The organism is Brevibacterium sp. Lmc1, from assembly GCF_057654315.1.
Genome location: NZ_CM172803.1, coordinates 4,119,753 through 4,131,689, shown reverse-complemented (window position 1 = coordinate 4,131,689; position 11,937 = coordinate 4,119,753). Strand labels below are relative to the sequence as shown.

Below are 11,937 nucleotides of genomic sequence, written 5' to 3'. Positions count from 1 at the left end.
GCCGCATCGGCCCTTCGCTTCACCTCGCTCACACCCGCGATAGGATTCCTTATGGAGGCGTCCGTGTCCTGGTGGGCGCCCTGGTCTTCAAAACCAGTGAGACCGAGTATCTCGGTCTGGCGGGTTCGATTCCCGTCCGCCTCCGCCAACCGTTTCGCGGTCCCGCCGACCAAGCGGAGCCGCCGTGACCCCGCACAGAGGAGGAGGTCAGATGGTCGAGCCCGACCCGCGTCGATCCATTCCGCGCACGGATCATCTCCTCGCCCTTCCCGAGGTCATCGCAGCAGGTGAGCGCCTCAACCAGGCGACCATCAAGGCCATCATCTCCGAGGTGCAGAACGCCGCCCGAGCCGGCGAGATCCCCGTCGCCGAGGTGGCCCCCGCCATCACCTCCAAGCTCAGCTCCCGTTCGGCTTCCTCCCTGACCCCAGTGCTCAACGCCACCGGCATCCTCGTCCACACGAACCTCGGCCGGGCACCGCTCTCACCTGCGGCAACCCAGGCGATCACCGAGGCGGCCGGATATGTCGACGTCGAAATGGACCTCGGCACCGGCAAACGCAACAAGCGGGGCACCGGAGCGAAGGCCGCCCTGCTGCAGGCGAGCCCGGCTGCCGAGGATGCTCTCGTGGTCAACAACGGTGCGGCCGCCCTGCTACTGGCCGTCACTGCGATGCGCGGTCGCAGCACAGGTTCCGGCGAGATCATCATCAGCCGCGGCGAACTCATCGAAATCGGTGCCGGGTTCCGCCTCACCGACCTCATGACGACGACCGGCGCCAGGCTGCGCGAGGTCGGCACGACGAACCGCACCCACGTGGCCGACTACGCCGAGGCCATCAGCGACGACACGTCCTGCCTGCTCAAGGTGCACACGAGCAACTTCCGCGTCGAAGGATTCACCTCCTCCGTCGACGTGGCTGAACTGCGCGGACTCGCCGACGAGCACAACCTGCCGCTCATCGTCGACCTCGGCTCCGGACTCTTCACTCCCGACGCGGCATTGCCGGACGAACCCGACATCGACACCGCCCTGCGCGCCGGCGCCGACCTCGTCATCGTCTCCGGCGACAAACTCCTCGGCGGCCCGCAGGCCGGACTCATCCTCGGCCGCACCGAAGCAGTGCAGACACTGGCCAAACACCCTCTGGCCAGAGCGATGCGCACCGACAAACTCACCCTCGCGGCGCTGGAAGCCACGATCACGCACACGGCGAACCCGATCCACGACGCCCTCCACATCGACACAGTTCACCTGCGGAAACGCACCGAAACTCTCGCCGAGGCGGTCGGTGCCACGATCGTCGACCACGACGGACGAGTCGGCGGCGGGGGAGCCCCCGGAGTGCCCCTGTCCGGCTGGGCAGTCGAACTGCCCGAAGCCTTCGCCGAGCCGCTGCGCCGCAGCGATCCTGCGATCGTCGCCCGAGTCCACCAGGGACGATGCTTGGTCGACCTGCGCTGCGTACCCGAAAGCGAAGACAACCGCATCGCTGCCGCCATCAAGCGAGTCCGTGCTGACAATGCCTGACACTTTCGTCATCGCCACCGCCGGACACGTCGATCATGGGAAGTCGACGCTGGTCAATGCCCTGACCGGAATGGAACCCGATCGGTGGGCCGAAGAGAAGAAGCGCGGGCTGACCATCGACCTCGGTTTCGCCTGGACGACCCTGCCCTCGGGCCGCGAACTCGCCTTCGTCGACGTTCCGGGGCACGAAAAGTTCCTTGCGAACATGCTCGCCGGGCTCGGCCCCGCCCCCATCGCCTGCTTCGTCATCGCCGCAGACAAGGGCTGGCAAGCCCAATCGACTGACCATCGCGACGCGATCAATGCGCTCGGCATCACCCACGGCCTCGTCGTCATCACCCGGGCCGACCTCGCCCCCGACTCCGTCGAGACCACAAAGGCTCAGGTCAGAGCGCAGCTGCGTGGAACACCACTCGAAGCAGCGCCGATCGTCAGGGTCTCAGCCATGACCGGGCAGGGCCTGCCCGAACTCATCAGCGTCCTCGACGAGGTCACGGCCACGGCCGAGCCTCCGACCACCTCGGGGAGGGTGCGTTTGTGGGTCGACCGGGCCTTCACCATCAAGGGAGCCGGCACCGTCGTCACCGGGACCCTCACGGCAGGCACACTGACCACGGGCGATACAGTCGAGCTGCGCGGAGAGACCATCGACCGGATCGTGGGTGTGCGGGGTCTGCAGTCCCGTAATTCCACCACTACCGAGGTGGTCCCGCAGGCCCGCGTGGCCGTCAACCTGCGCGACGTCCCCGCCGACGACCTCCACCGCGGCGACGCACTGCTCACGAGTGGGGCCTGGCCGATCGTCGACACGATCGACGTGCGCCGCACCATGGGCGAGACCCTCGACTCCGGCATCCACGAACTCATGGCCCATATCGGCACCGCCGCCGTGCCCGCACGATTGCGGGCATTCGATGCCGACCACGCCCGGCTCACCCTCGACCGACCGCTTCCCCTGCAGGTCAGCGACCGGATTGTGCTCCGCGCGCCAGGAAGCCGCAACGTCTTCGCCGGCCTCCTCGTGCTCGACGTCGACCCGCCCGAACTGTCCCGACGAGGCGACGGCGCCAGGCGAGCTCAAGAGCTTGCCGAGCATCCTGTGAAAGGCGATATCCTCGCCGAGGTGGCCCGCCGCGGAGCCGTCGAACGCACCATCCTTACCCGGTTCGGACTGCAGGTGCCCGTCGACGAATCCTTGCCTGCCGACGTTGAGGAAGTGGGCGGCTGGCTCGTCCACTCGCCGACGCTGACCTCCTGGGTCGAGGCGACGAAATCCCTGGTCCGAGGCGAACTCGCCGCCACGCCGATGGCCGCGGGAGTGCCCGTCAAAGCCGTCGCAGAGGCACTTCAGCGAACTCCGGACTCAGGTCGCAGACGCGGCGCCGAACCGAAACGCGACTCCCCGGCGAAGGCGAGAATCCAACCGGCTCTGCCTCTGCCCGAAGGCTCCGGCGGCGCGATTCGCGCACTGCTCAACCAGATCATCTCCCGCGCCGGGCTCGAAGCCGTCGACGGAATGGTCCGCCCGCCCGGGCATACCGCAGGCCTCGGTGCCGCCGAAACCGGTATCGCCGAGATCGAACGCCTGCTCGCAGCCGACCCGTTCGCCGCACCGGAAGCCGATGACCTGCGAGAACTCGGCCTCGGAGCGCGGGAGCTCGCGGTCGCCGAGAAGGCGGGACGGATCCTGCGCCTCGGCGACGGAATCATCGTGTCTCCGCGCACCCCCGCGCAGGCGATGCGGATCCTCGCCGGTCTCGACCAGCCCTTCACCACAAGCCAGGCGAGGCAGGCGCTGGGGACGACCCGACGCGTCGTCATCCCCCTGCTCGAACACCTCGACGGCCGGGGCTGGACGCGCCGACTCGACACCACACACCGCGAAGTCGTGCGCTGAGGACCCTCGTGGCACTATCGGACGGACGGCCACGACGACGAACCGCTCGCCGGGTCGGTGGGCGGCCGCCTCGGCGAAACTCCGTGACCTGTATTACGATCAAGTCGGAATGATCGTTCGCGCCGATTCGGGCGCTTCCGTCGATGGTATGGGTGATAACTGACTGCGGTGATGGGGCCGCAGCGACGCCATTCATCGCCTCACAATCCCCATATCCGGGCGCGCTGCCCTGGTCGCAGCACTGACCGCCCACCAGAAATTCTCACCATTGACCGTCTCCGGTCGCGCAGATGCGATTCCGACCCGAGACTGCGAAGGAGCAACCATGTCGAACTATCGTGTTCAGAATCCCGCCACTGGCGAGGTCGTCGAGACCTTTTCCGAGGCAACGAATGCCGAGATCGAGTCCACAGTGACTGCTGCCCACTCCACGTACCTGATGTGGAAGGACACCGATATTCAGGAGCGGGCGTCGGTTGTGCGTCGGGCTGCGGAGATCTTCCTTGAACGCAAGGACGAACTCGCCAGGACCATTTCGGTGGAGATGGGCAAGTCGTATGCCGAGTCTGTTGACGAGGTCGAGTTCGCTGCCGACATCATCGACTACTACGGCGTCCACGGACCCAGTCTGGTCACGGATTATCAGATCCCGTCGACCATCCCCGGCACTGCACGCATCGAATCCCTGCCGGTCGGTGCCCTGTTGGGTGTGATGCCGTGGAACTTCCCTTACTACCAGGTCGCCCGGTTCGCTGCCCCGAATCTGGTGCTGGGCAATACGATCATGCTCAAACATGCTGACATCTGTGGACGGTCGGCACTGTTGATCGAGGAGATCTTCCACGCCGCCGGAGTCCCCGCGGGTGGATATAGCCACTTGTTTGCCAACCATGATCAGATCGCTGCGATCATCGCTGACCCTCGGGTTCAGGGTGTGTCGTTGACCGGGTCGGAGCGGGCGGGTGCGATCATCGGTGCCCAGGCCGGTCAGAACCTCAAGAAGGCCGTGCTCGAGCTCGGTGGCATCGACCCGATGGTCGTTCTCGACGCCGACGATGTTGCCGCGGTGGCGCGTGAGGCGTGGGAGTTTCGGACGTATAACGCCGGACAGGTGTGCAACTCGAACAAACGCCTCATCGTTATGGACGACATCTATGACGACTTCGTTGCCGAGCTCGTGAAGTTGGGGACCGGGTTGACGCCGGGGGATCCGATGAATCTGGGTGAGGGTGAGTATGTGCCGCTGTCGTCGCGTGCTGCTGCCGAGACCGTTGATGCGCAGGTGAAGAAAGCCGTGTCCGAAGGTGCTCGGGTGCTCGTCGGTGGTGAGCTGGGAGAGGGCCCGGCGGCGTATTATGCGCCGACGGTGCTCGTTGATGTGCCCCGAGATTCCGAGTCGTATGGTGAGGAGCTCTTCGGGCCGGTGGCGACTGTGTTCAAGGTCGGCAGTGACGAGGAGGCTCTCGAGTTGGCCAATGATTGTGCTCTTGGTTTGGGTGGGTCGGTGTTCTCGACTGATGAGGGGCGTGCTGATCGTGTGGCGGCTCGTCTTGAGGTGGGGATGACGCATGTGAACACGATTGCTGCTGAGGCGGCTGAGTTGCCGTTCGGTGGGGTGAAGCGGTCTGGTTTCGGTCGTGAGATGGGTCCGATCGGGATGGGTGAGTTCGTGAATAAGCGCCTCCACTTCATCGCGAAATAGGGGGAGTTCGGCTGACCCCAAGATCACCGCAACCGTCGTCGAGTTCCCGGCGGCCGCTCAACCCACTACGGTCGTCGATCAGCCGAGTGATGCGGTGATCATGTCCTCCATCGCCGAGGCGGTCAATGCCCGCCACTGTGCACGTGACGGTGCGGACGGGATCCGCGCGCCGCGCACCTTGGCCAGGGCCACCTCGGTGATGGGGGCATGCTGAGGGAATGCGTCCAATCCGTGGCGACCCGCTGCCTCCTTGCCGATGATCTCACCGGTCGCGAGCGTGCGATGCATGCGCGCGGGACCGAGCACGCACCACGCAACCGTGCCGGCGCTCAGTCCCCGCGGGGACGTGAGGAGACGATGGAACAGCGTGCGTGGAGTTCTCCGCGGTCGGTCGCGCAGCTGTGCGGCCAACGGAGTCCAGTACTCGCGCAGGTTCGTGCGGACCCATGGTCGAAGCGCCTCCGTCTGCGCATCGAGATCCCATGCAGCGATCGGTCGTCCCCGCACCGTGATGCCGCCGTCGACGAGCTCTTTCCAGATCACCGGATTGACGTCGAACGCGCCGTGCGAATCGAAGATCTCACCCGTATGGGAGGCGATTGGACGGATCTCGGTGACGGGTCGACTGACCTCGGACTCGGCGATGAAGACGGTATTGCAGCACGCACTCACACCTCGCCCGCGCGCCGCCCCTACTACTAGGCGGGGCACCTGCGAGAGGTGGAGCAGCCGCAGCCGCCGAATGAGATCCGGACGGTCCAGCCACTCATCGGCGATGACCGCGACGAGGTCGATGTCGCTGCGGCCCGGACGATAGGCGCCGAGGGCGATCGATCCGGTGACGGCGCAGGCGATGATGCCGCCTGGCAGGATCCGATCGGCAAGACGCAGGTAGGACCTGACGGCGGTTGCGGCATCTGGCGGCAGCGGTACGGACATGGGATCAGCGTACACAGGGGACAGGGGCCTGGACTGAGGAACTGTCCGGTGGGTCCGACGTGGCTGCGCAACGACTATCTCCCGCGCTCTTGACCTTCAGCCAGGGTGAAAGTCGATGATGGGTCCATGGACCCCACCCGCGAACCCGACACCGCACGAGTGCCGCAGTCGACGAGCCGGTCGCTGCAGACGATCAGTGACTTCGCTCGTGCCGTCGGACTCAGCGCCAGCGCCCTGCGGGGGTACGACAGCAGCGGCCTTCTGTCGCCCGCACATGTCGAGGACCGGACCGGCTATCGGTACTACGGGCTCGACCAGCAGCAGCGTGCGATCTGGATCCGACGTCTGCGTGACGCGGGTTTTCGGCTGAGCACGATCGGAACCATCCTCGACAGCGAACCGGCGATCGCCGAGGCCATCCTCGACGACTGGCTCGCCGAGGCCGTCGGACGAGCCGAGTCCGCCGCGGCGCTGGTCGACGACTTGAGATCGGTGCTCCGATCCCGGACCGAGACGACGACGCTCAGCCGCGCTCGGGTCGACTCCGCCGTGCTCGCCGCCGCGGTGCGCCAGCTGGCGCAGCCGAAGGGGACGGACCCCGCCGATTCGCCCTTCGACCACCTGAGTGTGGAGATCAAACCCGAGGCCCTCACCTTGGCCGTGACCGACGGCTACGTGCTGATGGCGCGCACGCACATCCCCGCCGAGATCGATGACCGGTCGCCAGCGGACGGTCCGGCGGGGTCGGTGGGTGCGTCGACGGTCGTCACCGCCTCGGCTCTGCTTTCGCTCCCGACCACGAGCTGCGAGGTGACCCTCACGATCGCTGTCACCGGAGGATCCGTCGACCACCCCGAACAGGTGCGCGTGTCGATCGAGCACTCCGACGGAGAGTCGACGATCCTGTCGCAGTCCGACCGCCGGTTCCCCGACATCGGTCGCACCGTGGAGGCGGCCGCCGCGCGCCGCAGAGGCAGAAGCCGGTTCTCACGCCAAGAGATCCTGCGGCTCGTCGACGAAGCCACAGGCCGGTCCCCTGAATCCGGAGTGCGGCTGCCGAGGGACGCGTCGAGATTCGAACTCTCCGCCGGCTCCATGAAGTCCATCGTCGACGCGGGAATCGGCGACGAACTGATCTGCGACTGGGGCAACGAGGGCGACCCCCTCATCTGGCGTGCTCCCAGCCAACCCGACTTCCTGGCGCTCGTCATGCCCCGCAGAGCCTGAGCCCCGTCGATATGGGAGTCTCAGGCGGGGACCGGGTCCCGCTGCCGAAGGGATTCAACGCCTGGGTGCTCACCTCGGTCGTCACCGAACTCGGCACCGGGATCCTCGCGTTCGCTCTGACATGGGTGGCCTCCGGCCACGGCCCTCATCTCGCCGCCTGGGTATTCACGCTCACCGTCCTGCCTGCGGTGCTGCTCGGGCTGCTCGGCGGCGCGGTCGCCGACAGATTCGGGCCGCGTCGGGTGATGCTCGCGTGCACACTCGCCTTCGTGCTCATCGGCTCGGGGATCGCACTCGCCGTTGCCGTCTGGTCGGCGGCTCCGCCGGTGCTCCTGGCGGCCGCCGTGCTCATCGGGTCGGCGGCAGCGTTCTATCGGCCCGCCGTCGGAGTCTTCCCACGGCTCTTCGTCCCCGAGAGATCATTGGGCACAGCCATGGCCCGATCGGGCATGGCCGGACCGCTGGCGCGCACCATCGCCCCGCCGCTGGGCGGAATCCTCATCGGGATCATCAGCCTGTCCGGGGTGGCACTGCTCGATGTGCTCGGATGCCTGATCATGCTCATCGCCCTGCTTGCGATCCGACCGCCTCGGCGAGGGGATCACCTGCCCGACCCGGTCAGCGTGCGCGGAATCGTCGACGGGGTGCGAGCGGCGCGGGCGACGCCGGGAGTGCCGGCGCTGCTGACCGGTGTGTCCCTCATGGCCGGAGCCGTGATCCCGTCGGTACTCCTCGGCATTCCCCTTGCCGCCCGCGAGCGCGGCTGGACCGCCGCCGAGGCGGGGCTCATCGAATCCGGATGGATCGCCGGGGGCCTGCTGACGAGCGCCGTGTTCGCATGGCGCGGCATTGCGAATCGGGTGTGGACTCCGATGGTCATCGGTCCGTGCGTCGTGGCCCTGGGGCTCATCGTGCTGGCTGTGTCGGCCGACTGGCGAGTGGGTCTCGCAGCGACCGCCCTCGTCGGGGCCGGGGGCGTGGTCTTCACTGCGCATGTCTTCCCGGTCTATGTGCTGCTGGCACCTGCGTCCAAGGTATCGAGATTTCAGAGTCTGCTCATCGTCGTCCAACAGGCCCCTCAGGTCATCGTCAATCCGCTCATCGGTCTCATCGTCGGACTGCTCGGCACCGGCGCCATGATTGCGGCAGCGAGTGTCATCGCAGTGGGTGCCTCCTTCGTCGTCGGGCGAGATCGGACGCTGCAGGCCTTCAGGTCCGAGTGACCTGGTTCACGTGGTGTTGAGCTCGTGTTGAGAACCCTGTGACGTGATGTTGAAACGGAGTTTGTTGAGGCCTCTCATCGGATCGGACAGTCTGGAGGACGTGAGCGAAACGACAGGATCGCTTGCGTGATCGATGCTGGTTTCCGATCGCTTCCCCACTCAGCTGGTCTCGAGTTCTCGCTCACGGCAACTGCCCCTCAAAAGAACAGGAAACCGATGAAACTCGTACGCAGAATTGCAGTGACAGCCCTTTCCGCGGCTGTCATCGCCGGCGGTGTCTCCATGGCGACCGCCGCGTCCGCAGAGCCGGCTGCAGTCTCAAAGGAGGCCGCTCCGTTCACGAGCAAAGCACTCGACGGCGGCAAGGTTCCGAGCGCTCAGGACGCCACTCAGCTCACCCAGGAGCAGATCGACAATGCGCGCACGATCATCGCCGTCGGCAAGGGCGCGGACCTGTCGACGCTGGCACAGAAGATCGCCGTGATGACGGCCCTGCAGGAATCGAGCCTCTACAACCTCGACGGCGGAGACCGCGACTCCGCCGGACTGTTCCAGCAGCGTCCGTCCATGGGCTGGGGCACTCTGGCTCAGGTGACCGACCCGGTCTACGCCTCGAAGTCGTTCTACGGCGTCAACCCCGAGGGCTCGAACCTCGGCCTCATCCAGATCGAAGGATGGGAGACGATGGTTCCGGGAGCCGCAGCTCAGGCAGTGCAGGGCTCCGCCTTCCCCGCCGAGTACGACAAGTGGGATCCCTTGGCGACCGAGCTCGTCAACGGCAATCAGGATGTTGCCCCGATCAGCTGAGACCCGTTCCGCTGACCTGAAGTCGCACCACCCGAAACCGCACATTCCGAAATCACACATGCACACCCGAGAACGATCAGGAGAGATGATGAAGGTTTCACGCACACTCACCACCACCGTCCTCACCGCAGGTCTCCTCGCAGGCGGCACCATGATGGCCACCGCACCCGCTCAGGCCGACGCTGCCCCGGCACACAGCTACGCAGCACAGGGAGATTCCGGCAAGGCCACGACCGCGCAGTCGGAGTCCGGCCAGAAGACATCCACCCAGGCCGATGATCGTCGCGATGAGATCATCAGCCGCGCCCAGACCTGGGTCGACCAGGGGGTGCCCTACAACTGGGACACCACCCATCCGGATCCACAGGGCAAGCAGTACCGCATGGACTGCTCGGGATTCGTCTCGATGGCCTGGGGACTCGACGACAGCCTCAACACCGTGACCCTGCCCGATGTCTCCCACAAGATCGACAAGGACGAACTGAAGCCCGGCGACGTCCTGATGAAGGGCGGCCCCGGCACCGAAGGCGCCAACGGCCACGTCGTGATCTTCAACGGCTGGGCCAACGACGATAAAACCGCCTACCACGCCCTCGAGGAGAACGGCTCGCTCGGCTCGGTCGCCCACGAAGTCTCCTACCCGTACGACCAGGACGACAGCTTCGTCCCCTACCGCCTGAACGGCCTCTGATCTGAACTGCCCGTGATCCGGCACTGATCCGATGCCGATCCGGCGGCTCCGATCCGCCGACCGTACTCCGCGCACCTGAGCGCACATCGTCGCCGCGCCCCTCCCATGGGACGCGGCGACGATGCATGTGACGAGGAGGGCCGCCTCGGAGGAACAGGGCCGACCTCGAAGTGCAGGATCGCCGAGGATCGACCCCCATCGATCGCCGCCGGCGCCTGAAATTTCCCTGGCTCGCGCCTGCGAACCGCCGGACGAGCGGATCGAGACCCCGGTCACGGGCGGGTGGGAGCACTGCTGGTGACCGCGCGGCGTTCAGCGAACTCTGATCGCATGCACACGGATCCGTGACGATTCGTTGCGGCGAGAATAAGTCATCTCGAAGTCTCTCTGCATTGAACAGGGCCAATCGGTCCGTCAGTGTTGTGTGGGGCGATTCCACGGCACCTTCTGCATTGGTGTTCCTGTGCCGACCACAGGGCAGATGCCGCAGAACCCACCACGTGTGCCGCGCACCAGGAATCGCCGACCGGGTCGAGCACCCGATCAAGAGAAAGTGAGAACAGATGAAACGTGCGCGCACACTTGCGGTGACTGCACTGTCCGCAGCCATTCTCGCCGGGGGAGTCTCCCTGGCAACGGCGACCTCGGCCTCGGCCGACCCGATCTCCGGAGGCGTCAGCCAGGAGGGTGAAGCAACCCAGTCCGACGCCGGCTCGACCGGAGGGATCGACGACCCCGATGAGCTGAGCGAGGAGCAGATCGACAACGCGCGCACCATCATCGGCGTCGGCAAGGGCGCGGACCTGTCGAAGGAGGCTCAGACGATCGCCGTGATGACCGCGCTGCAGGAATCGAGCCTCAACGACCTCGAAGGAGGCGACCGCGACTCCGCCGGTGCCTTCCAGCAGCGTCCCTCGATGAACTGGGGATCGGTCGACGAAGTCACCGACACCGTGTACGCATCGAAAGCCTTCTACGGCGTCGACTCCGGAACCGACAATCCGGGGCTGACCCAGATCGACAACTGGGAGAGCATCGAACCCGGTGACGCCGCACAGGAAGTGCAGCACTCCGGATACCCCGACGCTTACGACAAGTGGGAGCCGCTGGCGAAGAAGCTCGTCGACGAGAACCAAGACGTCGACTCCATCGACTGATGACCGCGGGTCCGAGAGTCCTGTCCACTCGGCATCTGGCTATGGATTCGTCCACAACCCCGAGATAGAATGTACCTACAGTAGTGACATTTCGGGAGGTGGATGATGACCACGATGTCGAGTCGGGAATTCAACCGGGACGTATCGGCGGCCAAACGTGCGGCCAGACACGGACCGGTCACCATCACCGAACATGGTCGTCGCGCGCACGTTCTGCTGACTGCCGATGAGTACGATCAACTCAGCGGCAGATCGGACCTCGTCGGAGATGCCCTCGTCATCCACGACGATGATTCGGACCTCGATCTGCCGCACCGTACTCAGCGATCGCTGCGGGTGCCCGAACTGTGAGATATCTGCTCGACACCAACATCATCAGTGACGCTCGCCGCGGCAACCGGACTCCCGTCGGCTCCTGGATCGCCGCACAGAGGATCGACGATCTGGCCATCAGCGCCATTACGGTCCTCGAACTCGACGTCGGAGTCCGACGGAAAGAGCGGCGGGACGCACGCGCTGGATCCGTCCTTCGGCAGTGGTTCGACGAACAGGTTTCTCAGCTCTTCGACAGAAGAATTCTTGCCGTCGATGCCGAAGTGGCTGTGCAGGCATCGCAATTGCACGTCCCTGACCCGATGCCCGACATGGACAGCCTGATCGCAGGGACCGCACTCGCACACTCTCTGACCCTGGTGACGAGGAACGTCGCTGACTTCGCGAATACGGGAGTCAGGTTGCTCAATCCCTGGGAGGACTGACCTCC

General features: G+C 65.7%; 11 protein-coding genes and 1 tRNA gene. 11 read left to right on the top strand and 1 reads right to left on the bottom strand.

Annotated elements, in window-relative coordinates; translation table 11 throughout:
- Positions 1-53: 53 nt before the first annotated feature.
- The 4 genes from AC239G_RS18490 to AC239G_RS18475 all read left to right on the top strand — a co-directional run bounded on the left by AC239G_RS18490 (position 54) and on the right by AC239G_RS18475 (position 5,130).
- Positions 54-148, top strand: a tRNA-Sec gene (locus AC239G_RS18490).
- A 63-nt stretch (positions 149-211) separates the two neighbouring features.
- Positions 212-1,531, top strand: coding sequence for an L-seryl-tRNA(Sec) selenium transferase (selA, locus tag AC239G_RS18485; protein WP_487489494.1), 1,320 nt, complete (start codon positions 212-214; stop codon positions 1,529-1,531).
- Positions 1,524-3,428 carry a selenocysteine-specific translation elongation factor gene (selB, locus tag AC239G_RS18480; protein ID WP_487489493.1) on the top strand — a complete coding sequence of 635 codons (1,905 nt, stop codon included), beginning with the start codon at positions 1,524-1,526 and terminating at the stop codon, positions 3,426-3,428. The genes selA and selB overlap by 8 nt, the downstream gene beginning before the upstream one ends.
- A gap of 325 nt (positions 3,429-3,753) precedes the next feature.
- A complete protein-coding gene (locus AC239G_RS18475) occupies positions 3,754-5,130 on the top strand; it encodes an NAD-dependent succinate-semialdehyde dehydrogenase (RefSeq protein ID WP_487489492.1) in 1,377 nt (458 codons plus the stop codon).
- A gap of 78 nt (positions 5,131-5,208) precedes the next feature.
- Here AC239G_RS18475 and AC239G_RS18470 read toward each other — a convergent pair whose 3' ends face one another.
- Positions 5,209-6,069, bottom strand: a complete 861-nt coding sequence (locus AC239G_RS18470; RefSeq protein WP_139467552.1) for an aminoglycoside adenylyltransferase domain-containing protein — start codon at positions 6,067-6,069, stop codon at positions 5,209-5,211.
- A gap of 126 nt (positions 6,070-6,195) precedes the next feature.
- Between AC239G_RS18470 and AC239G_RS18465 the strand changes: the two genes are divergently transcribed.
- The 7 genes from AC239G_RS18465 (at position 6,196) to AC239G_RS18435 (ending at position 11,932) form a co-directional block, all read left to right on the top strand.
- On the top strand, positions 6,196-7,296 hold the full coding sequence (locus AC239G_RS18465; protein ID WP_487489491.1) for a MerR family transcriptional regulator: 1,101 nt from the start codon (positions 6,196-6,198) through the stop codon (positions 7,294-7,296).
- A gap of 11 nt (positions 7,297-7,307) precedes the next feature.
- Positions 7,308-8,519: an MFS transporter gene (locus AC239G_RS18460; protein WP_482401002.1), complete on the top strand. Its 1,212-nt coding sequence runs from the start codon at positions 7,308-7,310 to the stop codon at positions 8,517-8,519.
- 216 nt (positions 8,520-8,735) lie between these two features.
- Positions 8,736-9,326: a hypothetical protein gene (locus tag AC239G_RS18455; RefSeq protein WP_487489490.1), complete on the top strand. Its 591-nt coding sequence runs from the start codon at positions 8,736-8,738 to the stop codon at positions 9,324-9,326.
- Between the two features lie 85 nt (positions 9,327-9,411).
- Positions 9,412-10,017 carry an NlpC/P60 family protein gene (locus tag AC239G_RS18450; protein WP_376914337.1) on the top strand — a complete coding sequence of 202 codons (606 nt, stop codon included), beginning with the start codon at positions 9,412-9,414 and terminating at the stop codon, positions 10,015-10,017.
- 563 nt (positions 10,018-10,580) lie between these two features.
- Positions 10,581-11,174: a hypothetical protein gene (locus AC239G_RS18445; RefSeq protein WP_482401000.1), complete on the top strand. Its 594-nt coding sequence runs from the start codon at positions 10,581-10,583 to the stop codon at positions 11,172-11,174.
- A gap of 105 nt (positions 11,175-11,279) precedes the next feature.
- Positions 11,280-11,525 (top strand): type II toxin-antitoxin system prevent-host-death family antitoxin, encoded by a 246-nt coding sequence (locus tag AC239G_RS18440; RefSeq protein ID WP_180987761.1) that lies wholly within the window; start codon positions 11,280-11,282, stop codon positions 11,523-11,525.
- Positions 11,522-11,932: a type II toxin-antitoxin system VapC family toxin gene (locus tag AC239G_RS18435; RefSeq protein ID WP_458311191.1), complete on the top strand. Its 411-nt coding sequence runs from the start codon at positions 11,522-11,524 to the stop codon at positions 11,930-11,932. The genes AC239G_RS18440 and AC239G_RS18435 overlap by 4 nt, the downstream gene beginning before the upstream one ends.
- Positions 11,933-11,937 lie beyond the last annotated feature (5 nt).